The following is a 25,190-nucleotide window of genomic DNA, read 5'->3' as shown; positions in this document are numbered from 1 at the left end:
GATGAGGTAAAGCAGAATGGAACCGGTTGAAATCCTCTATTTAGGTATATTCGGAGTAATGATATTTTCGGCCTCAATGTGGTTGCTCGTGTATTATTTCAACCGAGGCAAGATACAGAAAGATCCTGAACCTACAAGATTTCCATCGGTAACATTTCTCGTACCGGCTTACAATGAAGAAGAGCATATTCAGAACTGTATTCGTTCTCTGTTAGACATGGATTATCCAATGGATAAACTGGAGATAATAGCGATCAATGATGGTTCAGTTGACTCTACTCTGGAAAGGATGCAGGAGTTCAGTGATAGGATAGAGATAATTGATAAAGAAAACAGCGGAAAGCCAAATTCGCTTAATAAGGCACTTGGGAGGGTTGAGACCGAATTGGTTGCCTGTATGGATGCAGATTCATTTGCGGAGAAAGACATGCTGAAATCGATGGTAGGTCACATGGAACAGAATGACGTGAAAGGTGTTACAACTGCTATGAAGGTCAGAAACCCGGAAACCTGGGCCCAAAAAGTTATGTGGGCTGAATATATCTATAATTTATTCCTGAGAAAGCTCTTCGCTATATTTGACGCTCAGTGGGTGATGCCGGGACCGGGAAGTCTGTATGATGCCGAATATCTTAAAGAATTGGGTGGTTGGGATGAGGAAACACTGACGGAGGATATGGAGATAGCCTTCCGGATGTTCAAAGACGGTGCAGTTATCAAAAATAGTACAAATGCGTATGTTGACACGGAGTCTCCCGCCACTTTCAGAGGATTGATAGATCAGAGAACAAGATGGTATGGAGGCTACATAAAGAATGCAATAAAATACAAGGAGTTCTGGTTTAATCCACGGTATGGGAATCTTGGTGTCATAATAATACCGTTCAATGTTATCTGGGTGGTGACCGTAGTTTTCATGCTCTTCCATATGATTTACAGAGTTATAGATGGGATTTTCCAACTGTTCAGTGTTTACATGCTGACCGGATCCCTACCAACACAGTTCCATCTAACCTTACAGAGTATTTCGATCTTCCATGTTTTCTACAGCATTCTCGGTTTTGCAGGTATTGTTATGTTGGTTTTAAGTTTGAGGACGGCGGAGGAGGATTTAAGTCTTTGGGAAAGAAAAGTTCATTACATACTTTTCCTGACAGTATATGGCCTGCTGTTCGCTCTTTTCTGGGTTGCAGCGGTCATCTCACAGTTGAGAGGCGAAAGATCATGGTAGAAAGAGAAATAGAATGGAAGTACCCATTGTTCGCAGTGCTTTTGACGGCAGCAATATTTTCAGGAATTTTTTACACAGCACTCTCATTGAACGATTATAAGGTGAACAACCTGAAATCTCAGATTGAGGAGGTTGAGGTAGAGCAGAGATCGAGGCTTGTAGGATTACAGCTATCAGAGAACTTGGAGAAAAATGACTGCAGAGCGGTCAAAGGATGGGTGAATACCACAGTAGATGATATAAGAAATCTTAGACTGGAAGTTGCCGCATATGAGGACTCAAACAAGATAGACAACAGAGAATATACAACTGTCAAGAAGAGATACATGAACTTACTGTTGCAGAATCTTGTGCAGATAAGAAACTTCGATGATGCCTGCAATAGAGAAGTAGTCGATATAGTTTATTTCTACAGCGATGGCTGTGATGCCTGTAACGATCAAGCTACAGTCCTGACCGAGGTAAGACAGCGGTACGGAAAAGATGTAGTTGTCTATCCCTTGGATACAGAGCTAGATATGCAGCCAATAAACTTCCTGCTTAATTACTACGATGTAGAAGAGTATCCGACTTTGGTGATCAATGGTGAAGTCAAGCAAGGTTTCCAGTCAATAGATTCTCTTGAGCAAGACATTGAAACCAGTTTAAACTCAACTAACTCGACCTCAGAGAGCCAGTAAAACCATGAAGAAACGAAACCTGATTGTTGTAGGTGCAGCCATTTTAGGCCTCCTGATCGGGCTGGTTGGTTCATTCCACTTGAATGATGAACCGGACAGTAGGTACTGTGATTCACTTCAACAACAGATAAAGTCCAATCAAAGCTTTGATGGGTCAGCCGCTTGCTATCCTCCTGGAGTTATAGATGTTAATATCTCCGATAAAGTGGATAAGAATACAGACCTCAGGTGTGTATGCAGAATTATCAGTAGTTCAGGTACACGGATTGTCCCTGTTGCTGTTTCTAAATAAATCAGTATCTGTAGGAGGATGAGATAGTTAACTTGTTGCTTCTGCCTTCTTTCTTCTTCTCTATCACATCTTTCTCCACTAGTTTGGATACTAATCCAGATATCTTTGCTTTAGAGTATTCGGAAGAATCTACTACATCCTTTTGCAACATCTCGCCTTCGTTTTCACGTAGTAGTTCAATAATATCTCGCTGGTCCTGATTGAGATCAGAGTATAGGCTTTCTACGCTGTCTCTATTTATTCTTTTCCAGTATTTGTAACCTCCTAGAACGGCCAGTAACAGAACAGCGGTTAGCACAGCTACCATAAAAATGCTTTCATAACCTCTCTTAGAGTTCAAAGGCTCATAGGCAATCTCAAAGTTAAGTGTATCGCCTATCTGCGGTTTTCTCTCCCATTCTACGAAAATTGTTCTTCCATCGCTGCCAACTTTTCCTTCAGAGGGAGAAATGGGTCTGTCCGCGTTTTCCTGAGCAACTCCTGCTCCTTCAGGTAGCTCAACTCTCAGCTCAAAGTTTTTTGTAGGCCTATAGATAGGATGAGAGTATCTGAAAGTCTTTAGCTCTTTGCCATCACTCATTTGACCTGAAAACTGATAATTTAGTTTTACAGTAAAATTCTTTTTTCTATCTGTTTCACACACAACTTCATCTCCGAGAGCCAGAGTTTCAACTTTACAGTTTAACTCCTTTGAGTCAATCTTGGCGTCAATATCTTCCACGTTGGCAGAGGTGATATATGTGAAGTCGGAAGAGGTTAGTTCCTCAACCTTTACTTCAGCCTGTGCCTTTGAGGCCTCCAGATCAATGACTAGGGACTCTGATTCAATAGTAGTTGCAGATGCTCCTGAGATTAATATCAGGAACAGTAAGAATAACGAGAACCATTTCATGAGTACCAATTTCTGGCTCTTAAATTATATAGGTTAGGCGGTTTCATCTGTTTCTCTTGACACTACAACTCCCCCAACCCCTTTCTGTGTATACTGATGCATAGTATCCGCGACCGTCTGAAGGCTTTCCTGAGCTTCCTTCATCCCCATTTTGAAGTTCTCCGGTCCTACAAACTGTACGTACGTAGGTCCATAGTTAGTTACTGTCTTCAATGCAGTGGTGAAGTCATCAAACTCAACCTCAAGCTCCACCACTTTAGAATACCCTTTCTCAAGGCTTGGATGTGGATTATCCATTTCCTTAGTCTCTTCCTGTTCCTTATCTGATACTTTAACACCTTCATCAGATCCAAGTCTCTCGATATGTTCACTCATTGAATTTTCAACAGCTTCTTTCTCAGGTGCTACTGCCTCGAAAACCATCCAAACTCTAATTGGCATATAGGACATATCTCATTGCAACTTTAAAATGATCAAGCAACAGCAGCACTAAATTAAATTTTTATTTTGAGTCATTGGAGATTGTTCTCATCAGGTATTTAATATTAACTACCACGTAGGGATAATTATGACTAAGTTTTGGGCCGTAGTAACAGTGATTGTCGCAGCTGGTTTTGGACTACTGTTAGTCCGAGCATCAAATCCTGTACATTTCACAGACCTTGAGACTGAGTGCCAGTACGAAAGAGGTACAGTCTCAAACATGGATGTCAGACACAACAAATTTTACTTCTCAGGACATTTCCCTGTACAGAACCCAGATACGGATCTCTCATACAGCTACAGTCAAAGTGACGACGAGGTTACCTTGAATATTCAGAAATCCGATGATTCACCTATTTCCGACTTCTACAACACATGTAACGCAGTAGCAGTCTACGATGGTTTCACCAACGAAAGACTGGAGCCTGGGCTGTACACGGTTACAGTGAAGCATGCGGGAGAAGAAACAGATAAAAGAAAAATTAGGATAGATTAAGTTACTTCTTTAAACGGTAGACGATTTCTCTCTCTTTATTTTCAGCTTCTATCTTATCTTCTTTTGCTAACCATCCTAACGCCTGGTTTAACGAGTCGCTGTCAATTTTGGAAGAAGTATAGTTCAGTAGCTTCGAGGTTGTTGCTTTCCCATTGCTCTCAAGACAGTCATATACTTTCCCGGCAGGTGTTCCAATCATGTTATCAACATTAAACTCATAGGTTCCCTGTTCTTTTTCTGAATCCTCGGCTTCTGAAACCTTAAATATGGTCTCAAGCGCTACGTCAATGGAGACTGAAATTGCATCTATGTTACTATTCACTAGAAACTCCACATATCCATCGTAGGTTGAAGGTGCATCACCACATGTTCCAACATGCCGATCCCTAGCGTGAGCTCCTTTGATTAGTTCTTGGATTGAGTCCTTAACCGCAGGGTCTCTCTCATCGGACAAATCCCCCAACTTGTCGCTTTTCCTATCCACCCCAAGTGTTAGCTGTGTAAGGTTGTTTGTCCCTATTGAGAAACCGTCAAATACTTCGGCGAACTCCTCCACTCTTATGATGTTGGCAGGGACCTCTGCCATTAAATATACTTCCACATCGCCATTATCCAGTCCATATTCTTTCATCCTAGCCCTGACGTCCTTGGCTTCATTTACTGTCCTACAGAAAGGAACCATGACTGTAAGATTGTCTAATTGGAGTTCGTCAATCGTCTTTCTCAACGCCTTGCACTCAAGTTCGAAGGCCTGCGAGAAAACCTCATCATAGTGACGTGATGCACCTCTGAATCCGAGCATAGGGTTAGCTTCATCAGTTTCGTAGTCCTCTCCGCCTTCAAGCTCAGCGTATTCATCCGATTTAAAGTCACTCAATCTTACAACTACTTGGTCAGGATAGAATGCAGCTCCGATCTTTCCAAGCCCGGATCTTAGCGCTCTAACATACTCTTCTTCCCGATCTTCTTCTATTAGCTTCAGTGGGTGTTCGCCCACGTGCGAAGAGATTATGAACTCTTCTCTCGCCAGTCCGACACCATCCACGGGGAGCTGAGCTACATGGAAGGCTTCGTTGGGCTCCCCGATGTTTACCTGAACCTTGGTCTCCGTATCTGGTATGGTATCGAGGTGGTGTTCTTCTACTGAGAATTCAAGTTTATCGTCCCAGATTTTTCCAGTGCTTGAAGAACAGTCAACGGTAATTTGCTTGCCGTCACTGAGCTTTGAGGTTGCGTTCTCTGTACCGATTACTGCTGGAACTCCTAGCTCTCTCGAGACAATAGCTGTGTGAGAAGTTCTTCCTCCCTTGTTAGTCACTATGGCGCCTGCTTTCTCCATGATTGGTTCCCAGTCCGGGTCTGTCGTATCGGCGACAAGTACTTCGCCCTTCTCAATTTGGTCGATCTCCTTTGGAGAGCTCAACACATGTGCCTCACCCTTTCCAATCTTCGATCCGATTGATTCCCCTTCTAGAATAACATTTGATTCTTCCTCCAGTTCGTATTCTTCAATTATATTCTCATCTTTCTCAGCATGGACAGTCTCCGGTCTTGCCTGCACAATGTACATTTCACGGGTCTGACCGTCAAACACCCATTCAATATCCATAGGCTTCTCGTAGTGCTCTTCAACTCTAACTGCGTAACGGGCCAGTTCTTTTACTTGGTTGTCGGTTATACAGAATTTCTCCCTACCGTTCTTCGGAACCTTTTTCTCAGTGTTCTCTTCGCCGTCTCCTTCCTTTTGTTCGTCATTTCTCACCAGCTTGACTTCTTTAACACCGAGCTTTCTCTCGATTATACCGAAGTTCTCCTTGAAAACTGTGAACTCGTCGGGGTTAGCCTCTCCTGAAACAACATATTCTCCCAATCCGTAGCTTCCTTTGATTGTTACAACATTGTCAAAACCTGAGTCAGGGTCAAGCGTGAACATTACTCCAGCTGCGCCGGTATCGGAGCGACCCATCTTCTGTACTACCGCACTCAGTTTCACATTGAAATGTGAGAAACCTTTGTCCTCCCTGTAGGAGATAGCGCGGTTCGTGAAAAGCGAGGCATAACAGTCTTTAATTCTCTTGATCAGATCTTTCTTGCCTGAAACATTCAGGTATGTTTCCTGCTGACCTGTGAAAGAAGCTCCGGGCAGATCTCCGGTTGTAGTGCTTGATCTTATAGCTACTTCAGGGTTTTCAACGCCGAGTTTCTCCTCCAGTTCCTCATATGATTCGATGAAGTCTTTTCTCAAGTCCTCTGGCATACTTACCTCTTTGATATGTGCCCTGATTTTCTCTCCTCTCCTCTGTAAATCAGTGATGTCATCAGTGTCGAGACCGTTAAGTAGATTCTCTATCTTGTCGCGGAGATCTGTATCGTGGATAAACTGTTGATATGCATCTGAAGTTGTTGCAAAGCCTGGCAGTACAGGTACTTCGACCTCGTTTTTTAGTTCTCCCAGATTTGCGCTCTTTCCTCCTACACGAGAGGTATCGTCTGCACTAATATTTTCGAACCAGAGAACGTTATTCATGAACAAGAGTACGGCCGGCCTGCATATAAAAAAAGCGTTGTGAGCCCATAGTGTAAATCCTATATAGAGTGCCTAGTTTAGATGACCTGAAATGTGTGTATATGTAACTTCTCAGGAGGTATTCTTTTTCTCTTATGTCTACCCGGCTAGGTATTTAATCTACTTTTTATCCGATATTACCTTTCGGCTTCCGGCCTTACTGTTGTTCCTTGTCTCTCCGATAGATGTTTTTCTTTATCTTTCTCTTGAATTTAGAAAAATTTTTCATATTTTTATCTAGCTTTTCCTTCTCTTTGGTGCTTTTCACGTGATTTTCTAATCTTTTGAGAGCCTTGATCTTTTTCCTGATGTTCTGTTCCTTTTTCTCGAATGAGATAGCTGGATTTTCTGCTTCATCTATCCGTTCGAGGACGTTATCTATTCTTGACACAAGCTTAACGGATTCTGATTCGAGTCCCTGAGGGTTCTCCTTCTGTTCCTCTATTGTCTCATCTATCTCATTTTCTATTTCTTTGAGTTCACCTACTTTGTCAAATATTTCTTCTCCCTGTTCCCGGTCATCCTCAAGTTCTTTTTGTGCTTCTTCCAGTTTTTCCTTGGCTTCTTCCATTTCTTTTTTCCTGGTTTCAAGTTCTTTCTTTACCGTCTTGGATTTCTTCTCTACTTCCTCTTTCAATTCCTGAAGTTTCTCATCAGCTTTCTCCCGGTTGTTATCAGTATATTTCAGTATCATTCCGTTCTGCGGGGAATGGTTTTTCTCAAGAAATCCTTTCTCTTCAAGTGCTTCTGCCCAGGTTTTGACTTGATCTTTTGTTACACCTAATTCCTCAGATGCCTGGGATATCGTTGCTTCTCTCTTCTCAACAATATGGTTCAGGAGATTGTCCACTCCGGTTTCTATAATGAGATCTTTCCAGTTCCGGTCTTTCATCACAAAACAGTATAAATTTAACTACGTCTGGTTTAAAGAGTAACATGTTAGTGCTTTTCTCCCACGTTGCAGCCTTCTGTATTCTCTTCACTGCTTCTGTATTCGATCTGAAGACTACGGAAGTACCTGATAGTTTAAATGTGGTAGGTGTTATAGCCGGTATCAGTCTTCATTTGCTGGCTTCACTCCAGTATATCGATTACACTGCGTTTTTCAGTTCTTTGATTGTTTCGGCACCCGTAAAGTGGTTTTTCTCAATAGGAGAGCCTCTGGCATGGAGCATTGGAGTCGGATTAGCTTTCTCTATCTACGGTTGGGGGCTTTACTTTCTTGGTATGTGGGGCGGTGCTGATGCATTTGCAATGAGCGTGCTCGGTTTTGCAGCGCCTTACGGGGTTTCAGGACCTGGCATAATATACCCTATCAGCGTGTTTACTGCTGTACTCGTTGCCGGATTTGTTTACACGCTCGGGTTCGGGTTCTTCAAGCTTTACCATAAGCCCGAGTTAGTTGACAAGACGTGGGCTGACATTAAGTCTGATGAGAAACGGATCTCACTGGAAATTCTAGGTTCTGCTGTTATATCAAGTTTTGCTGCATACACCGATCCTGTACTTGGATTTGTTTACTTTGTATCTCTCTTGTTTATGGTCTTGCTTTACCGGCTTTTCCAGAATATTCAGGATGACCTGCTAGTTAGAGAGATCGCTGTTGAGGATCTTGAAGGAGGAGAAGTTCTTGGAAAGGATGAAGAGCTAGGTGGAAAGATAGAAGGTATAACTCAAGAGGATATTGAATCAATTGACAAAGAATCTGTCGAAGTTAGAGAGGGAATAAAGTTTATTCCAGTCTTCCCAATAGCCCTTTTCATTGTAGATGTAATAGGTTTCAGGGTTTCCTGGCTATTCTTTTTCTTCAGCTTATGATTGTTATGTCTTCCTGTTGCTCAGCCGCTGAATCGGTCTTTACCCGTAGTTCATGGATCTTCTCCTGATTCTTGATTACATGTTCTGCCAGATTATCTATTTTCTCTTCAAGTTGCTTAAGCTCTGTCTCCTGTTCCATAACTTCTTTTTCATCGGGGCTCGAGGCTTCCTGGTTTTTGATCATTCGTTTTAGTTCATCGACTTCGTTTCTAAGCTCTTCCACATTTCCTTTGCCACTTGCCTCATCTTTTTTCTCTAACTCCTGTTCAAGTCTTGATATATAGCCCTGATTATCGGTCACTGCCTTTGATATATTGTTCAGTTGCCGCCTTAGGTCCTGGTTTTCCTCCGTTTCGTCAAGAGCTGCTTCCTCTACAATATCCTTAAGTTCACCTATCTTCTCTTCCGTAGCCTTGTTCTCCAGCTTCTCCTCCAGCTCTGAAATTTTCTCGCCCGAAGGACTTTTTCTTTCTATCTCTCGGAACTCTTCATCTATGCGGGTTAGGTGTTCCTGATTATCTGTTATAAGATCCATAACGGTCTCTATCCTTTCCTCCAGTTCGTTCTGAGAGCTCTCAAATTCCTCAATCTCGTCTTTCTGTACAATATCTTCTACTTTCTGTATTCTCTTTTCCCCTTCATTTACCGCTTCTTTTACCTCAGAGTCAAGCTCATCTATTTTATTCTTGAACTCTTTTTCACCAATTTTCTTGCTTTCCAGAGAATTAAGCTTGGTTTTTATTGACTTAACGTCGAACTCAAGTGATGAGATGTCAGGATGCTCGTCTTCTACTGTTAGTTTCTGGTCTTCCGGCAGATCCTGAAGTTTTTTCTTCTCTTCCTCTAGTTTACTCAACCTTTCCTTTACTTCGTCTAGATCTACTGAATCGGATCCACTTGGTGAAGATTCTTCCGATGCAAGTTTTTTGATATCTTTTTTGAGGTGTTTAAGTTGTTTGTAGTTTGACTTGACGGCTTTTCTGTATTTTTCCGGCATTTCCTGTCCTGAGCTCTGACCTGGATCACCGTTTTCGGCCTTCTCTAGTCTTTCCTCTAGGTCTTCTAATCGTTGCTCTATCCGTGTCTTTTGTTCCGGGTTTTGAGGGTTACCGGTCTCTTCTCTAATTTCTTTAATCTGCTGGTAGAGATACTCAAGTTTCTCGTGAACCTTTCCTTCCTGGTATTCGTTTTTGATTTGCTCTACCATGTTGAGGCGTTTTTCTAGTTCATCCTCGTCCATATGGTTGAGCATTTCCTCTACCTCTTGAACCTCTTCCTGGATGGAAAGTGATTCAAGTTCAGCCATCATATCCTTATCTTCAAGGTCCGAGACTCTCTGCTCCATCTCTTTTACTGCATCTTCTATACCTTGTAGCTCATCCTCAAGCTTCTCTCTGCTTACATCCTCAGATACGCCATTTGACATCATAAAATAGTTGCAGAGGCGGGTTAAAAAAATAGAGGGGTAAAAATATGTGAATTTGGTTAACTAAAACTCCTCAGATGCCGCCGGTGCTCCTTGGCAGTCAGTTGGCTGAACTCGTACTTCTGTCACTGTTTTGGCGGATTGAGGGTTCTCTAGTGTTGTCACTCCTGTTGGATCTTCGATATCGCTGGTTTCATCTGTTTCGGCTTGGTCAGCTTTCCCATCCTCATAGTAGAAGGTCGCTGTTAAGTTTCCGATACCCTCAGTTCCTCCAGTCTGAGTGATAGTTACATTGCCTCCACCATCATTACTGCTTAAACTTAGGGTTCTATCAGAGCAGCTTTGGATTTCGTTTGCTCTTTCGGTTGTGTCTCCTTGTGCGTCTTCCATTAGTTGTGGTGCCCACTGAGCGAAAATTGATGCTACAGCCATTGTAAATGCTATGAGAAGTACTGCAGCGATTAATGGTGAAATTCCTTTTCTCTTCATAATGAATTATTCCCTTCCCTGTTATTTAAAGATTCCTAGAGCAGGGCATCAGAATATCTTCTTAGCAATACAAACCAGAGTATGAAGACAACTACTGTCATACCCCATCGCCAGAGAAAGGTGTGAATTATATCGAAAGATATTATGCCAAGTTCGCTGAGCCAGATGGTAGTAATTACTCTAACAATATTTAACATAATTAGGACTGTGGAGCCGATAAGAACGATGTTTAGATGTTTTCTTAGATTTGATGTGGAGGCGAATATCAGCCCTATAAACGCAGCTACAGATTTCCATCCAAGACAGTCTCTAGTTATAAGGTAGGAACTTTTCGGACCCATTATCTTGGCATTTTGAAGCTGATAGCTCTCACCGAACAAATTCATTATGTAGGATACAATTTCGGCTAGGTATTGTTGCAAGAAATATGTATTCGGGCTGAACAATATTATTCCACGGAAGATAAGTCCTGCTATAAACATTTTGCCGATAAATGGTACCAATGCTCCAAGCTTTGGATGTTCTTTAATTGCTTCTCTATACCCTGATCTGAACTCATCTATAGTTTCATTAATTTTTTTGATTATTTTTTCCTTCAGTTTCATTGTCTTCTAGGTCTTCAGCAGATGTTTTCTGGCGACATCCAGCTTTTCACTGTCTGTTTCCGCTCTGCTGTTAATTTTTCTTATCTGCTTGCTTAAGCTTTTGTAGGCGTGGAGAGCTGAGGCATAGGCATCTTTTTCGTGTGAGTTGTCGCCTTTTCCCAGTTTGTCTTTTCGCTTTCTCGAAAGATCGTTTTCCGGTGTGAACTTTTTGGCGCCAAGCGAGCTGGCGATTTTGTCAACTGTTGAAGGTATTTCCTCTCTATCAGCTGCAATCACCAGAGGGTATCCGTTTTCTACTATAGTTCTTATTATTTTGTGATGCGAGAACTCTTTTCGGCTTATCAGAAACTCGGTTTCACCGTTTAGATTCAGTGCTGCGACTGCGGAAGTGTTTCCAGGATCTATACCTATTATCAGCGGTTTTTCATTCATTATACTCTGTTTCGATTATCGATCTTATCTTTCCGGCTTTTTTCTCGCCTATACCTTTTACTTTTTTGAGCTCTTCTTCTGAAGCAGTAAATGTTTTCTCAATTGTTCCGAACTCCTCCAGCAGTCTCTCCGCTATCTTCTTGTTGACATCAGGTAAACCGGCGGTAACAAACTTCTGCAGTTCTTTCTGTGTTTTCCCGCTCCTGTTTCCTCTTACTGATATGTTTCTTTCCTCTTCCTCCTGCTCTCTCTTTGCCATGGATGCAAGTGTTTCTGCGGTATCTTTCTCATCATCTGTCCAGAGTATCGGTATCTGGTGGTCCATACTGATTGAGGCTAGTGCTCCTCTGATGGCGTTCGGATGAATGTCTCTGTGAGTGTAGAGGTTGTCTCCTTCAATTATTATCACAGGGACATCGAACTGGTGGAGATCTGTGATCTGGGAGAACAAGCGGTTGTCTACGATTGAGTCCACGAAATCGGATACCTGCTTCCTCTCCACCGCTGCTCTATCGGAAACAAGAAAATCGGCCACATCCAGTCTTTCCTGTTCCACAGTCAGGTTCATCTTCGACAGTTTCTTGGAGATAGAGGTTTCTCGATCATCCGCTATGACCTTGATATCATTCTCCTCATCTTCCTCTGTTTCCTCATTACTGTATCCGTCCAATGTTTTCTGTGCTTTCTCCCGTGTTTCGTCTTTCAGTTCCTGGAGAACCGAATTCATTTTTTTCTTTTTATGGTGAGCCGACCAGTAGTTTCCTTCATCTCTGGTGTTCTCTGCTATCAGGACGAATACTTTTCCTGACTCCTGTCGTCCTGTTCTACCAGCTCTCTGTATATCCCGGATCTCTGAGGCAACCGGCTCGTAGAATACAACATAGTCGACAGCGGGTATATCCAGTCCCTCCTCTCCGATGCTGTTGTGGAGACATGCTAAGCTCGTGCCGCCAAAGAATCTTTCGGTTTCTTCTACTGAAATGTCGTAGACATACTCTGGCTGTTCCTCTAATTTCTGGTTTTCTTCTATGTAATCAAAACAAGTTTTCTGTTCCGGTCGTTGTTTTTTTCTGCATCCTTCTCTTACCTTTCCGAAGCTATTTCCTATTTCGTTGAAGACAGATTTGTCATTTACTGCTTCGGGGATTAGATCATAGTATGTTGTTCTGCCTTCTTTTTCGCTTATCTGTTTGAATAGTAGAGGTTCATGTATTTTTATTCTGTAAATGTCGCTATGATTGCGCTTTTCTCTTTCCTCTCTTCTGATTGCTATTTTTTTGATTCCCAGCTGTCTTAATAGGAAATGAAGTCCTGTTGCCAATTTTCTGCTAATCGTGCTCAGAGTTATTCTGCCATCATCAGAGTACCCATCGCCTTCAAAATAAGCCTCTAAAAACCTCCATTTAGCTTCTTTACTACCAGAAAAAATCTGTGAGGGGACCTGTTTTTCTTCTGTTGAAGTTCCGCATTTGAACACGTATTTTATCAGGTAATAAGGTATTCTGGATGATATGAATACGCCAGCAGATCTAGTATTGGTCTCCATCGAGAGACCTTCTTCAATACTCTCCTGCATCTTTTGTTTTATATCGTCATCGGATTCCCTTGTGAGAAGTAGTTCTCCGCTTTTTTTCTGATTTCTTACATGACCCTCCGAAACAAAGTACCCCAGGAACCTGGCAGTGTCCTTTATTGAGAGAAATCGGGGAACTTTTGATTTTCCGTACGAAAATTCAAGTTGGAGGCTACAGAATTCTCGGTAGTATTCTGGCGATTGGGCAACAGTTTCCAGACCTATTCTATACTTGCCTTTATAGTATTCCTGTTCTAATTCGAACCAGTTTAGAAATTCCTTGTATTGTCGCCCTTTTTTTGTGGTTCTTACAAACTTTTTCCTGCCGTTCACCTCGCTTTTTATAATATCTCTCTCTTCCAAACGTTTTCTGACTTCAGTAATTGTTTTGGGGTCCAGACCTGATTCTTCTGAAATTTGCCTGATAAAAGTGCTCTCTTCTATACTGTTTAGGAACATTCTTTCAGAGTTAATCTCTCTTATTCTGGGTTGATTCAGATTCTCAAAGCTAAAGAAAAAAATGTCTTTTTTACATTTAGGAAGTTCCCTGTGGAGCATCTTAGCTAAATCTATCTCCTTATTTTCCTCGATTTGGGGTGTACCCCAAGCAAGGTTTACGAATTTATCTTCGCCGGGCTTATCAGGTATATGTTCTCCGTCTGAGTTAAAGCTGAAAATACTATGATTTTCTGTTACCAGAAAGTCTCCTGCTGTTCTCTGAGTTGATCTCAATACGTTGTTTTTCCTCTTGTGTCGATGTACGTTCGATACAGATTTGAAAAATGTTTCTTCTCCATCTGTTGTAAAAACCTCCCAGTTAGATTTTATTTTTCTACTTGTTTCCCCTTCCTTTACAGTCAAACTGTCTACAAAATCTTCTATCTCCCAAACCTTGATCTCTCCTTCTGGTGATCTCAATATTATATTTTCCTTGGGATGGAGACTTGTCGAGACAATTACATCGTGTTCTCCGTCCTCAAACTCTTCCAGTACTTCTGCCTGTTCGGTCTGGCTCATTCCTTTGTCTCCTTGTTGGCCAATGAAGTTAGTGGTGTTCAGACCTTCTGTTTCGAGTTCCCCTGCGATTTTCTCGGTTGTATCCCTGTACTCTGTGAAAACTATGGCTTTTTCATCTTCTGCCATATCCCCTAGAATTTCCCTTAGTTTGTCAATCTTTGGATGCTCCTTTCCCTTCTTTTTCAGGTATTCTACAAGATTTTTTCCTCTTTGAAAATCATCGTTGTTCAAAGCTTTCTGCGCAGCCTTCGAATCATCATTTTTCAGCCCGTTTATGTAGCTGTAGCACTGGGATACGCCCTGTGTTTCCAGGAGTTCTACTGCCTGGCTGATCTTCAATGCGGATGCGACATGAGAGATCGACCTGTAGAGCTTTGGGTCATCAGTCGAGCTCAACTTGGCGCTTATCTCCCCTCTCAGTTTCAGCAGTTCGCCTTTGTAGACATTATTTGTAGAGTTCAGCTGGCCGTTTTTCTTTAGTTTCTCCAGCTGTTTCTGGTAGGCTTTCTCCAGGTTTTTCTTTGCTTCCTCAAAGCTATCGTCAAGCGAGACTCTTACCCAGTCAACTTCTCTTTCCTCGATATAGGGCTCTACATCCGGGTCATCCTCTGTTCTGACCTCATAGTTCTCTATATCTAGGTTCTCTGCTACTTCATCGATTTTCTCCTTTGTTCCTCCGGGTGAGGCTGTCAATGCCAGTTTATGAGCGTTCGGCATTTTCTCGCTTATGAATACATAGCTGTAGTCTCCGGTTGCTCTGTGAGCCTCGTCAAATATTATTAGGGAGAAATCCTCTGCTGGTACTTTATTGGATATAAGATCGTTTTCAACTACTTGTGGCGTTCCGAAAAACATTTTCTTCTCCGCCCATAGTTTATATCTCTCATCCGGCCTTGTTTCACCGGTCATGAGCGCTTTATCGTTTTCATCTATATCTACGAACTCCTGGAAAGTGTTGATGTGTTGTTCGGCAAGGGGCTTTGTAGGCGCCAAAAACATCACTTTTCCGTCTTCTGCCTTCTGCGCTGCTACCATTGCGGCGATAACAGTTTTTCCGAGTCCTGTCGGCAGTACCACTAGCGTGTTATTCTGTATTGAGGAGGCGGCAATAACTTCCTGATATGTTCTCGATTCTATTTTATCGGATTTCAGAAGCTGAGGCATTTAGAAAAAGTTTGATCTGTGAGTTTGATAAATCTGATTTATTTTAGCTCCGGAAAATCCGGCTTTCTTTTGAAGGTGTTTCGAATCCTTTCATCAGCTTGAATAACATATTAATCGCTACTACAAATAATAGAACTGCTTCCAGTACAGTTTGATTTATGATCAGATCTGTTTTGATTACAACCACCAGTGAGTAAGCTAGGGAGTAAACAATTCCCGAGGAAGAAATCAGATAAGCCACGGAAGCTGGCCATCTATGATAGAAATTCATGTAGCTTACAATACCTCCCATAAGTATCAATCCGTAGACTGCCTGCCTTTCCTGTCCTGTCAGGGTTGAGGTCACCAAGAGGCTAAAACCGGTTGCAGTCCATATTATTGCATTTCCGACCGATGAGTTCCATCCAAGGTCTTCTTTCGGGTGCTTCCCAAAGTACAGTTCTAATGCGACCGCACCGATTATTAGAGGTAATACTGTTGGAAGTATCTCGGGGTGTTCAGTAGGGGCTAAGAAAAGCTGTTCGACCACTTGCTGTATCTCGGTCCCGTTATTCGTCGTATGCATCCGGTGTTCCACCTGCGTGCCATGACTTTCTTGGTCTCATCTGAATGGGGTATACTCTTTCAGAGTTGTCGTCAAGAATCAGTCCCGTACCGGTTCTATCAGGAAGTGAGTCAATGTAATGTTTGAGATCGTATCTCATGTATGTCTGCATGATTTCTCCTAGAGCATCAATATCCTGTTTTGCAGTTAACCGGTGTGAGAGAACTAGATCACACTGTGATAATGCATCTGGGTGAAGTTTTGCCGGTTGCTGTGTAGCAAGAACTAATGATACACCGGGCTCCCTACCGATTTTAACCCATCTGAGCAGGGGATCTGAAGCCGGAGTTTTTCCCTCCGCTGGCAGAAATTCGTGTGCCTCATCTATAAGCATCCATGTGAGAGGCATCTCGTTCTCTGCAATGTTTTGCATCTCATCGATTTCCTCAATTCTTCTTGCTGTCATCCTCCTTCTAAGTATTCTCTTCGCCAGCAAACCAACGATTAGAGATCGGACCGACCATCCGGAGGCGATTTCCCCGAAAGCCGATACATCTACTATGGATAATTCTTCTCTTTGAGTGAATTTCTCAAGTGAAGATTCCTCGCCGAAGACTCCCCATTCCTGTGCTGTCATAAAACGGTTGACAAGCCCTTCCTCGGTATCTTTAGGAAAGTCAAAGCTTCTGATCGCATCTATTATATCGTCGATCGAGTAGTTATCTGTATTATCTTTTAACTTGGAAATCATTCTTTCAAGAAGTATACCCTGCTTCGAGTTCATCTCAATGTTGAAAGCCATACCCCATTCCTGCGAAGTGAAATCTGCCGGATTAAGCGTGAAAGTATCGTCATAAGGCATTTCCTGGCTTTCAAACTCATCTACTTTTCCTTCCGGGATATAGACCTTGGCATCGAAGCCTTTCGGCTTCATATCCCAGCTTTCCAGCATTGTTGTAGCTCTGTTGTTTGGACGGGCCATTGACCAGTAGATACCCATAGAATCGATTATTATTGTAGAAAGGTTCTGTGAGATATCTGAGCCCTGTATCTCCTCCGCTATAGTCCCCATTGAATAGCTCTTGCCAGTACCTCGTTTGCCAAATACACCCATAACATGGGGTCTCGCAAGATCGAAGTGTATCGGGTTGGCCTTGTGAGCTTCTTGTTTTTCACCGACAAGATGTTTTCCGATCACCCCGCTTCCTTTCAGGCCGTGTTCTTCCCTGTCTTCATCATCCCGGCCGACACTGATCTTTGGCATAACTCTGTATGCTGTATCTTCGAATATAAATTGTCAGATGCATTAAGCTGCGAGAAGTGTGAGGATTGCAGAGCCCATGAATATTAGCCACATGAATCCACTCCACCGTATAATTATTGAGCCGTCTAGAGGCCCGGTTGGGATGTTTGAATAGTTAAAGGGCAGGAGCTGGAAGATCAGGAATAGGGAGATAGCTTCTGATATCTGCGGCATCCCGAGGTACTGGAATACAGAGTAGAATGTTAACATACTGATTATTCCGCCGGATACTATCCAGTACTTTCTCTTGATCCACATCGCGTCGATCGATTTACCCCAGTGTTCGTAACTTTCGACACTAAAGCTGTTGAAAATCGGGAAAAGCAGTATAATCGGGAGTGAGGTTAGGAAACTCATCAAAGCTCCAAATAATGTTGTCAGAGATCCTTCTATTGAGAAGTTAAGCTCTATCTCAGCCTCCATCCAGTGTGCGACAAGTCTCTGTCCCAGTTCACGGGAAAACAGAACAATCACGGCCACAGCTACGTAGAAAAGCGCTTTATTAATGTTTAGAGTGTCTTTGAATGCAATAAGTGCAACAGCTGTTACTAGCGTGGTACCGACAAAGTTGTTTAGTTCATCTATTGAAGGACTGTAAACCGGTCGTGTCACATTAGTATTTTCAGTTCAACCTCTTTAAATCTGGTCTTAAATCTCCATTTTCTGGCAGATTTCGGCTATCGAGTAGTCCTCACTTGATCTCATAATTTCCGGGAACTGGTCAAGTTCATCTAGATGGATTCCTTTCCCATCACTCTCATATTTGTCTCTAATGAAGCTCCAAGGAACCATATAAGCCTTTCTTGATCTTCCTCTACCTCTTTTCAGTTCTACAGCGAGATATCCCTGTCTCCCCGATCTATCTAAGAAATCTGATATTCTTGCGATCTGGTGACCGTCATCGGAAACTGAAAAGTGCTGTGTGAAATAGAGTTTGTTTGTTGAAGTAACTTTCACCGACTTGTTCTCCACAGCCATGTAAAACATGTCGTGAGGCGAGTCCACGAGAACATCACACAGCTGCGAGGAGAACCGATGCTGTTTCTTCCGGTGTGCTATTCCCTCTATTTCCTCTTCCTGGAAGAAACGGTTAAATGCATTTACTAACTCACGTTCGAAGTCTGTCATCTCTGATAAAACATTGGATTTCTTTGAATATAAATTTCCTATCTCCGTCAGAACCGATTTAGTCCCTGTTGCTCTGGTTGTTTCAAAGTTTTTCCAGAACTCATCGCCATACAGATCCTTCCATTAGAGATTATCTGACCTTTGACTGATTTCAGCTCTCCTTCGAAAAGTCCTTTTCGCCTGAAATCGCCCTCTGGCTCTGGATAGACTGTCAAATCCTGGACATCTACTATATCTCCTTCAAGGCTATGCTTGTCCATTGCTTTCTCTAGAGTTGAGGGATTATCTGCAGAAGGAAGCTTTGAATCCTTTCTTATCCTTTCTGTTATACCATTGCTGGATATCTCTGATTCAGTGTCTAGTGCTACACGAGCATCCATTCCATGGTGTATCTCAACTCCATAATCAGCTCCTTGTTCTATCCATCTTCTCCTGACGTTGCCGGTTCTTGTAACACCGACTTTGACGCTATCCGAGATCTGTGCCAAATAAACTGAGAACTCTCCTTCAATATCTGTCTGATTGTCTCCCCGGACATAATCAGAGTATATGTCCTTTCCCCGACATTCACCGCATTGGGAGCCTGAGTCTATCCTTCTGAACTCTGGGCACTTCGCTCTTTCACCCTGAGAAGGTGCGTAACCGGTACATCGCCGTTCATCTGATAACTCGAACGAGAAGCTTCTCTCCGGAGTCAAATTCCATTTCTCAAAACCATCTTGTGTTGCGACCATAAGCCCGGCTTTCCAGCCATTTGACTTGTTTTTCCAGGATACCTTTACTATTGATTCCATTTTTTCCTTAATTGAATTCTTTTACCATTGCTTTTCTATGTGCTGCTCCGACAAAAACAACAATATCTCCGTCGGTTTCTTTCTCAAGTTTTCTAAGCGATTTAATCATATGTCTATTTCTCTGTTCCACAAGAATATCGTACATTTCCGGGAATTTGAACTCCATTTCAAGTAGTAGCTGGTCGATAAGCTCTTCTTCAGGGATCTCATGTGCTATCTCGAAATCTCCAGGGAAAACCACTCCTATTAGAAGCTGGGCTCCGGCCTTCAGTTTTTCCCTGAAAGACACATTTTTCAGCTTGCTGAACGTTATTCGGATATCTTGGTCGATCAAAGCTACTTCTATATCATTTTTTTCTGCCGTGCGATAGGCGTGAAGCATTTCCTCACCTGGCATTACACCAGTTTCCTTACCTATCGATTGCTGGAAGGACTGTAAAATTCTGACAAAAAGCGAGCCCCCTCTTTTCTTATTTTTATCGTTGAGAAGAGAGTTTAGCCTTGGTACATCAAGTTCTAGTGCAACTATTTCAGGATTTATTTCCTCAATTTTTTCCTCTACCAGGTCTAGGCTTTCCTGTGAAACATGTGAGGTACCGAATATATGTATCAACTTTAGATCACCGTAAAGATATTTGCTCCCAAATGATGTAAATTAAACTGTAGGAAACCAAAAAACAGTGTTGAACCAGGTTTTTCCCTTGGAAAGTTGGAAAAAATAGTGGTTTCCAGTGGTGGACGCCTGAAATGCTTCAGGGAATCCCTAACCGATCTCAGGTCCGCCACCCTCCGAACAGCCTACACAATGCTTAGGGTTGCTCCCGTCAGGGTCTGACCCGGTTCACACCATGCAGACTCCCAGAGGACGGACCATCAACAATCGGTAAAGGGGCCGAAGCAAGACAGAACGCCGCTCACTGGTTGACGGCTCCGGCTTCACGAGGATTTCCGGAAAGAGGCGACCCCAAGCCGCCCGACCTACCGTTTCAGTATTCATGTAGAAAGGTTAAAAGTCGTTAGGTTAAAGACTCAGCCTTTGATCAAGAACTTCTTTGACTTGAACCACAGGTTCCCTCCTGCTGTAAAAACCACTGCAGCATAGGAAAGAGTTCTCAACGGCGAGTCTGAAAATTCCACAGTCATGAAAGTTGTGGCGAGAGCAAATAACATTTTCAGCGAAGTTAGTTTTCTGTTCATTTGGATCGGTGTAAGAAACTAAATACTGATTTGAGCCGCTTTAAACACATTATTTAGAATTTGAACGCTATTCTTTATATATGAATCGTTTTTCCATATAGAGATCTGGTATTCCCGGGTTCTGATGCATCTTTTTCATCAAATTTTGAACTCCATTCCCTGCTCTGCTATTTCAAACCCTCTTTTCTCCAGTTCCCCTCTTTCCTCAGAATCTTCTCTGTATGCAGGGTTTGTATGGTTGAGATGTGTAAAGTAGATCTCGGTGTTCACATCTTCCATCTCGGCCATTGTATTAGTTATGGTAGGGTGTGAGACCTCGCTATATCTATCGATTTCATCTGCGCTCCAGAATGTTCCATCAAGTATAGCGATATCTGCCTCCTTGACTTTTTGTTTAATCTCGTGGCTCCATTCATGAACGTCGCTGACGTAGAAAAGCTTCTTCTCTTTTCCGTGAATCATGAAGCAGAAATTATTTGTATTGACCCTTGGATGCTCAGTTTCCATGATTTCTATGCATCCGTTCATTAAATTCTGTTCGTCTCCATCCTCTATCTCATAAACGTCTATATTTCCTCGGTCTTTGAGAAGTCTGTAAGGATCATTTTTCTGAAGGAACTCATTCGCTTTCTCTGAAGTATATACAGGTATGCCTTCGTAATTATGTGATTCTTTTCCCAGGAAAAGCAGTCCGGTCATATGACCTAGGCCTTCATGTGAAAGGAATACCCCGTCAATATATTTGCCGGTGATCTGGTATCTCAAATCCGGTGTAGCATCTATTAGATACCTTGCGTTTGAATTCTCGCCATCACCTTCCTCTAGCAGCAGAGAAGCTATTTTCTTCGCCTCCTCAGGTTTCTCTCTCGCTTGTTCACACAGCTCACATTCACATCCTAGGTGTGGTACCCCGCCGTCCTGTGCGTTCCCAAGTACTTCTACTTTCATTACCTCTAAGCCTCTAATTCTCAATGCTTCGTGAATAATAAAAGGGTCTCGGAAAGTTGTTGAGTATCTCTTTGATTAGAGACAAAAAGCGGGTATAATTTTATACGTTTTAGATTCTTAGTATGACTTGTAGCGCATGAAAGGCGATTTTAAAGATTTAAAGGACTATAAAATTAATTTGCAACGTTATGAAAAAGAAAAATCTGAATTGAGAGATACTATTCTACCTGAATTTTGCCCTAAATTCGCAGAATTTATGGGTGCTTTAGCGGGTGATGGTCATATTACAGATCAAAATAATAGCTACAGGGTCGAGTTTACGCTAAACGGTTCTGAAGATAAGTACTATGCATGTTTTCTTGCCGATTTATTCAGAGAACTTTTTCATATAACTCCACGGATTTATGGTAGAGAAGGAGTTAACAGAGTTGATATTAAGTTCATTCAAAGAAAGTCTTTAGTTTTCTGGATCAGTTCTTCCCTAACGGCAAAAAAGAATCTATAAGGGTTCCTGATTGGATAGAAGGCGAAGAATTAGTCTCATCTTATCTTCGAGGTTTAATAGATACCGATGGATCGCTCTTTTTCGCTAAAAGAGGAGCCTATGAGAAAAACTGTTATCCTGTGATCGAGATTAAAATGAAGGATAAAGAGTTTCTTGATCAGATCGAAGTTCTACTTAAGGAATTAAATATTGATTTCTATCGAAGCAACAAGTTCAAGGTCCAGTTGAATGGTGTTTCAAAGCTTGAGAACTGGGTTGAGAAGATAGGTTTTAGCAATCCAAGTAGGAGTTCAAGATACCATGTATGGAAGGTTCAAAACTATTGCCCTCCATCTACAACATTACATGACAGATTAGAAATGTTAGGTATAATGCCAGGGTGACAGAGTGGTCTATTGTGTCTGCCTGCAGAGCGGATTTTCCTGGGTTCGAATCCCAGCCCTGGCTTCGGTTCCTTAAACGTTCTTGCAAAATAATTTGCTATGGAAAAAGTCGAAGTCGCCCAGCTTGTAATTAGAACTCAAACGGATGACGGCTACAGATATTTCCTCGCCAGAAGAACTAGAGACAGTTGCTGGGAGTGGATAGGCGGTAAAAGAGAAGAAGGAGAATCAATAATAGAAACTGCTAAAAGAGAGCTGAAGGAAGAAATACAGATAGAATGGAATAATTATGGCTTTGAGATTGAAGAAGTTGCAGAAAGCTATCCCAGCTCTGTAGATTCCAGCTATCTTTTGAATCCTGTACTTGTAGAAATAGGCAAAAAAGTTTTCTCAGATATATCGGAAGAGAAGCTATCGAACGAACATGACAATCTCTTCTGGATAGAGCTATCAGAGTTCGGAGATTATAATACTCTTGGACAATATGAAGCACTGGAGAAGCTAGATCTGGTTGAAGGCGATGTCGCTCTAGCTGTTGTCAGGAGAGATGGAGAATATCTTTTGGTTGAGAGATCGGAGGAAAACACCAGCTCCGGCGAATGGGGTTTTGTCTCGGGAAAACTGGAGGATATGGAGGAACCTGAAGAAGCAGCGGTTAGGGAACTGAAGGAAGAAGCGAATATTGATGCTGAACCATTGGAAACCGGTGATTTTTACATTGGGGAAGGAGAACAAGGCTACTGGAGGCTTTTCCCTGTCCTGCTTGAAACTGAAGATAGAGAAGTCAATCTGAACTGGGAGCTAAGTGACTACAGATGGACCGATCTAGAGGAGCTGGAGGATATGAAAACTAGGGGGAGAATGAGAGCAGTGGAAAAGCTGGAGTTGAAATAATGAATGATATAACAGAAGTTGCGACAGCTGTCCCGTATCATCCAGAGAAAGATAGGTTTCTGATAGCTAAGAGAACAGAAAATACTGAGATCCATCCAGAAAAATGGAACTTTCCCGGAGGCAAAATTGAAGACGAAACACCGAGAAACGCAGTTCTCCGTGAACTAAAAGAGGAAACCAATCTTACCGGAGAAATACTGAGGTCCGGAGAAGAATTCACTCTTGATACTGAAAATGACAAATTTGAGATTTATCCGTTCCTGATAAAAGTTGGTTCTGAGCCTGACTTAAATCATGAACATACTGAGTATCGCTGGATTAAACCTGAAGAACTTGATGAACTGGAAACAGTTAAAGGCCTGAAGAAGGATTTAAGAAGTATAGGTGTACTAGTTGGGTAAGGAAAAATTTAGGGTTATGGTTGGAGGTGTGGTCACAGACGGTAAAGAGATTCTTCTAGGTGAGAAACCGGAGACAGAGGATCATCCTATCTCCGGAGAATGGCATTTTCCTGGAGGACATGTTGATGAAGACGAAGAACCGGAAGAGGCTGTCCTCAGAGAATTAAAGGAAAAAACAGGTCTGGATGTTGATGTCCACCAGATACTAACGGTGTACAACACCGGTACCGGAGCGATTAGAATTCTGTATCACTGCGAAGCCGAAAGTAATGAAGCAGAGGCTCAGGATGATCTAGAGGAGGCTAAATGGGTTGGAGTGGACGAACTGGAAGAAATACTCAATGACACAGCTGAGGAAGATTCAGTGGAAAGAGATGAAATCCAGAACTTTATTGAAAAACTGAAAAAGATGCCTGTGGTCTAATCATAGTATGAGTCTTAAACTATTCAATACGCTGACCAGGGAAAAAGAAGAGTTCGAGCCGATAGAGGAAGGGAAGGCAAAGTTTTACTCGTGCGGTCAGACGATCTATGATGATCTCCATATTGGAAATGCGAGGCCTTACGCTGTCTGGGATACTCTGAGGCGTTATCTGGAGTGGAAAGGCTATACGGTTCGGCACGTCCAGAATATTACTGACGTTGGCCATTTGACCGATGAAGGCGATCAGGGAGAGGATAAAGTTGAGAAGAGAGCTGAAGATCTTGGAGTGGAGCCGATGGAGCTTGTTGAGGATCAGATTGAACGATACTTTGAGGATACTAATGCGATAAATGTGGAGAGACAGGATATAGTTCCTCGAGCAACCGGTCATATCAATGAGATGATAAACTATGTTCAGAAGATAATAGATAACGGCTATGCGTACGAAGTAGAAGGCAACATTTACTTTGATGTGGATAAATTTGCTGAGGATTATCCGTATGGTGAGATGGCGAAAAAGGATATTGAGCAATTAAAGCAAAAGGCTGAATCCCGCGTCGAGCCGGATGAGAAAAAGAAGAACCAGTATGACTTCGCGCTCTGGTTGAACGCGGAGGGAACAGGACATCTCATGAAATGGAATGCAGAGTTTGATAATAATGGTGAAAGAGTAGAATCGACCGGCTATCCTGGATGGCACCTAGAATGCTCAGTTATGAGTCAGAAATATCTTGGAGAAGAGTTCGATATCCACGCTGGTGGAAAAGACCATATCTTCCCACATCATCCGAACGAGAGAGCGCAGAGCTTCGCAGCAACAGGAAAAGGGCAGGCAAATTACTGGCTTCATAACGAGTTCATTCAGATAGAAGGAGAAAAAATGTCAAAGTCTGAAGGCAACTTCTACACTGTTAGAGGTCTACTAAATGATGGTTACTCTGGAGATGCGATCAGGCTCTACCTTGTCTCCTCACATTACCGCTCCGAGACAGACTTCTCGAAAGAAGGCCTTGAGAAAGCCGAGAAGGAACTGAGAAAGGCAAGAAGAGCCCGGAACTGGGCCGAAAAGGTTTCTGGAAATGCATTAGAAGACAGAGCTGAAGAAGTGGAGGATCAGTTCAGAAAGTACATGGATGATGACTTGGACACAGCGAACGCCAAACAACTTCTTATGGAGTTTGTTTCAGATATTACCTCAACTCTTGAGTCTGGTGAAGGAGCAAGCATTAAAGCTCGGAATACACTTGAAGAGCTCTTTGATATAATCGGAATTGACCTTGTTGCTGATGGAACAGTAGAAGAAATGAAAATGGCTGAACTGCTTGCAGAGTCTAGAGAGAAGTTCCGTGAGAAAGAAAATTATGAGGATGCGGATAGGATTAGAGATGAACTGGAGAAGCTTGGTTTTGAGGTAGAGGATACGGATGATGGACCAAGATTGTACAGGTCTAAGTAAAAATGGAGTAGGGAAAGATTGTTAGAAGGGTCTATCAGGATTCTTTCTC

27 protein-coding genes, 1 tRNA gene and 1 other RNA gene are annotated in these 25,190 nt (G+C 42.4%); 12 read left to right on the top strand and 17 right to left on the bottom strand.

The window, feature by feature from the left end:
* Nucleotides 1–16: 16 nt before the first annotated feature.
* From BRC29_04875 to BRC29_04865, 3 genes are read left to right on the top strand one after another with little or no spacing between them, the layout of a single operon-like run.
* The gene (locus tag BRC29_04875; protein PSG99423.1) at nucleotides 17–1,231 is read left to right on the top strand and encodes a hypothetical protein; all 1,215 of its coding nucleotides are present in this window, start codon (nucleotides 17–19) and stop codon (nucleotides 1,229–1,231) included.
* Nucleotides 1,225–1,911, top strand: coding sequence for a hypothetical protein (locus BRC29_04870; GenBank protein ID PSG99422.1), 687 nt, complete (start codon nucleotides 1,225–1,227; stop codon nucleotides 1,909–1,911). The genes BRC29_04875 and BRC29_04870 overlap by 7 nt, the downstream gene beginning before the upstream one ends.
* A gap of 4 nt (nucleotides 1,912–1,915) precedes the next feature.
* The gene (locus BRC29_04865; GenBank protein ID PSG99421.1) at nucleotides 1,916–2,203 is read left to right on the top strand and encodes a hypothetical protein; all 288 of its coding nucleotides are present in this window, start codon (nucleotides 1,916–1,918) and stop codon (nucleotides 2,201–2,203) included.
* A gap of 1 nt (nucleotide 2,204) precedes the next feature.
* Here BRC29_04865 and BRC29_04860 read toward each other — a convergent pair whose 3' ends face one another.
* Together BRC29_04860 and BRC29_04855 are read right to left on the bottom strand one after the other, a co-directional pair.
* Nucleotides 2,205–3,095, bottom strand: a complete 891-nt coding sequence (locus BRC29_04860) for a hypothetical protein (GenBank protein PSG99420.1) — start codon at nucleotides 3,093–3,095, stop codon at nucleotides 2,205–2,207.
* 33 nt (nucleotides 3,096–3,128) lie between these two features.
* Nucleotides 3,129–3,536, bottom strand: coding sequence for a hypothetical protein (locus tag BRC29_04855; GenBank protein ID PSG99419.1), 408 nt, complete (start codon nucleotides 3,534–3,536; stop codon nucleotides 3,129–3,131).
* A gap of 127 nt (nucleotides 3,537–3,663) precedes the next feature.
* Here BRC29_04855 and BRC29_04850 point away from each other — a divergent pair, with 127 nt between their 5' ends.
* Nucleotides 3,664–4,074 carry a hypothetical protein gene (locus tag BRC29_04850; GenBank protein PSG99418.1) on the top strand — a complete coding sequence of 137 codons (411 nt, stop codon included), beginning with the start codon at nucleotides 3,664–3,666 and terminating at the stop codon, nucleotides 4,072–4,074.
* 1 nt (nucleotide 4,075) lies between these two features.
* Here BRC29_04850 and BRC29_04845 read toward each other — a convergent pair whose 3' ends face one another.
* Together BRC29_04845 and BRC29_04840 are read right to left on the bottom strand one after the other, a co-directional pair.
* Nucleotides 4,076–6,601, bottom strand: coding sequence for a phosphoenolpyruvate synthase (locus tag BRC29_04845; GenBank protein PSG99417.1), 2,526 nt, complete (start codon nucleotides 6,599–6,601; stop codon nucleotides 4,076–4,078).
* Between the two features lie 196 nt (nucleotides 6,602–6,797).
* The gene (locus tag BRC29_04840) at nucleotides 6,798–7,532 is read right to left on the bottom strand and encodes a hypothetical protein (GenBank protein ID PSG99416.1); all 735 of its coding nucleotides are present in this window, start codon (nucleotides 7,530–7,532) and stop codon (nucleotides 6,798–6,800) included.
* Between the two features lie 44 nt (nucleotides 7,533–7,576).
* On the opposite strand from BRC29_04840, the gene BRC29_04835 reads away from it, so the two are divergent.
* On the top strand, nucleotides 7,577–8,458 hold the full coding sequence (locus BRC29_04835; protein PSG99415.1) for a hypothetical protein: 882 nt from the start codon (nucleotides 7,577–7,579) through the stop codon (nucleotides 8,456–8,458).
* Here BRC29_04835 and BRC29_04830 read toward each other — a convergent pair.
* From BRC29_04830 to BRC29_04770, 13 genes are all read right to left on the bottom strand, one after another.
* On the bottom strand, nucleotides 8,448–9,884 hold the full coding sequence (locus BRC29_04830; GenBank protein PSG99414.1) for a hypothetical protein: 1,437 nt from the start codon (nucleotides 9,882–9,884) through the stop codon (nucleotides 8,448–8,450). The two genes, BRC29_04835 and BRC29_04830, sit on opposite strands and share 11 nt — an antisense overlap.
* Nucleotides 9,885–9,947: 63 nt before the next feature.
* Nucleotides 9,948–10,373 (bottom strand): hypothetical protein, encoded by a 426-nt coding sequence (locus BRC29_04825; GenBank protein PSG99413.1) that lies wholly within the window; start codon nucleotides 10,371–10,373, stop codon nucleotides 9,948–9,950.
* A gap of 35 nt (nucleotides 10,374–10,408) precedes the next feature.
* On the bottom strand, nucleotides 10,409–10,978 hold the full coding sequence (locus tag BRC29_04820; GenBank protein PSG99412.1) for a hypothetical protein: 570 nt from the start codon (nucleotides 10,976–10,978) through the stop codon (nucleotides 10,409–10,411).
* A gap of 6 nt (nucleotides 10,979–10,984) precedes the next feature.
* Entirely contained in the window at nucleotides 10,985–11,410 is a 426-nt protein-coding gene (locus BRC29_04815; GenBank protein ID PSG99411.1) for a hypothetical protein, read from the bottom strand.
* Nucleotides 11,403–15,164: a hypothetical protein gene (locus BRC29_04810; GenBank protein ID PSG99410.1), complete on the bottom strand. Its 3,762-nt coding sequence runs from the start codon at nucleotides 15,162–15,164 to the stop codon at nucleotides 11,403–11,405. Before BRC29_04810 ends, BRC29_04815 begins: the two co-directional genes overlap by 8 nt.
* A 43-nt stretch (nucleotides 15,165–15,207) precedes the next feature.
* Entirely contained in the window at nucleotides 15,208–15,729 is a 522-nt protein-coding gene (locus tag BRC29_04805; protein PSG99409.1) for a hypothetical protein, read from the bottom strand.
* Complete coding sequence (locus BRC29_04800) at nucleotides 15,713–16,972, bottom strand: hypothetical protein (GenBank protein ID PSG99408.1); 1,260 nt, start codon at nucleotides 16,970–16,972, stop codon at nucleotides 15,713–15,715. Before BRC29_04800 ends, BRC29_04805 begins: the two co-directional genes overlap by 17 nt.
* A 42-nt stretch (nucleotides 16,973–17,014) precedes the next feature.
* Nucleotides 17,015–17,623 carry a hypothetical protein gene (locus BRC29_04795; protein ID PSG99407.1) on the bottom strand — a complete coding sequence of 203 codons (609 nt, stop codon included), beginning with the start codon at nucleotides 17,621–17,623 and terminating at the stop codon, nucleotides 17,015–17,017.
* A 36-nt stretch (nucleotides 17,624–17,659) separates the two neighbouring features.
* Nucleotides 17,660–18,139, bottom strand: a complete 480-nt coding sequence (locus tag BRC29_04790) for a hypothetical protein (protein PSG99406.1) — start codon at nucleotides 18,137–18,139, stop codon at nucleotides 17,660–17,662.
* A gap of 47 nt (nucleotides 18,140–18,186) precedes the next feature.
* Complete coding sequence (locus BRC29_04785) at nucleotides 18,187–18,933, bottom strand: hypothetical protein (protein ID PSG99405.1); 747 nt, start codon at nucleotides 18,931–18,933, stop codon at nucleotides 18,187–18,189.
* Between the two features lie 7 nt (nucleotides 18,934–18,940).
* Nucleotides 18,941–19,546 carry a hypothetical protein gene (locus tag BRC29_04780; GenBank protein PSG99404.1) on the bottom strand — a complete coding sequence of 202 codons (606 nt, stop codon included), beginning with the start codon at nucleotides 19,544–19,546 and terminating at the stop codon, nucleotides 18,941–18,943.
* A 106-nt stretch (nucleotides 19,547–19,652) separates the two neighbouring features.
* An RNA gene (ffs, locus tag BRC29_04775) (signal recognition particle sRNA) lies at nucleotides 19,653–19,920 on the bottom strand.
* Between the two features lie 348 nt (nucleotides 19,921–20,268).
* On the bottom strand, nucleotides 20,269–21,078 hold the full coding sequence (locus BRC29_04770) for a pyrroloquinoline quinone biosynthesis protein PqqB (protein PSG99403.1): 810 nt from the start codon (nucleotides 21,076–21,078) through the stop codon (nucleotides 20,269–20,271).
* 136 nt (nucleotides 21,079–21,214) lie between these two features.
* Here BRC29_04770 and BRC29_04765 point away from each other — a divergent pair, with 136 nt between their 5' ends.
* The 7 genes from BRC29_04765 (at nucleotide 21,215) to BRC29_04735 (ending at nucleotide 25,141) form a co-directional block, all read left to right on the top strand.
* Nucleotides 21,215–21,583 carry a hypothetical protein gene (locus tag BRC29_04765; protein ID PSG99402.1) on the top strand — a complete coding sequence of 123 codons (369 nt, stop codon included), beginning with the start codon at nucleotides 21,215–21,217 and terminating at the stop codon, nucleotides 21,581–21,583.
* Nucleotides 21,544–21,966 (top strand): hypothetical protein, encoded by a 423-nt coding sequence (locus BRC29_04760; GenBank protein PSG99401.1) that lies wholly within the window; start codon nucleotides 21,544–21,546, stop codon nucleotides 21,964–21,966. Before BRC29_04765 ends, BRC29_04760 begins: the two co-directional genes overlap by 40 nt.
* Nucleotides 21,957–22,030: transfer RNA gene (locus BRC29_04755), tRNA-Cys, on the top strand. Before BRC29_04760 ends, BRC29_04755 begins: the two co-directional genes overlap by 10 nt.
* 35 nt (nucleotides 22,031–22,065) lie before the next feature.
* Nucleotides 22,066–22,860 carry a hypothetical protein gene (locus BRC29_04750; protein ID PSG99400.1) on the top strand — a complete coding sequence of 265 codons (795 nt, stop codon included), beginning with the start codon at nucleotides 22,066–22,068 and terminating at the stop codon, nucleotides 22,858–22,860.
* The gene (locus BRC29_04745) at nucleotides 22,860–23,261 is read left to right on the top strand and encodes a hypothetical protein (protein PSG99399.1); all 402 of its coding nucleotides are present in this window, start codon (nucleotides 22,860–22,862) and stop codon (nucleotides 23,259–23,261) included. Before BRC29_04750 ends, BRC29_04745 begins: the two co-directional genes overlap by 1 nt.
* A gap of 16 nt (nucleotides 23,262–23,277) precedes the next feature.
* A complete protein-coding gene (locus BRC29_04740; GenBank protein PSG99398.1) occupies nucleotides 23,278–23,685 on the top strand; it encodes a hypothetical protein in 408 nt (135 codons plus the stop codon).
* A 7-nt stretch (nucleotides 23,686–23,692) separates the two neighbouring features.
* On the top strand, nucleotides 23,693–25,141 hold the full coding sequence (locus BRC29_04735) for a cysteine--tRNA ligase (protein PSG99397.1): 1,449 nt from the start codon (nucleotides 23,693–23,695) through the stop codon (nucleotides 25,139–25,141).
* The last annotated feature ends 49 nt before the right edge of the window (nucleotides 25,142–25,190 follow it).

The sequence above is a fragment of the Nanohaloarchaea archaeon SW_7_43_1 genome (genome assembly GCA_003009795.1).
Lineage (GTDB): Archaea > Nanohalarchaeota > Nanosalinia > Nanosalinales > Nanosalinaceae > SW-4-43-9.
The sequence above is the reverse complement of the archived record's forward strand: the minus strand, read 5'-3'. Positions and strand labels throughout refer to the sequence as shown.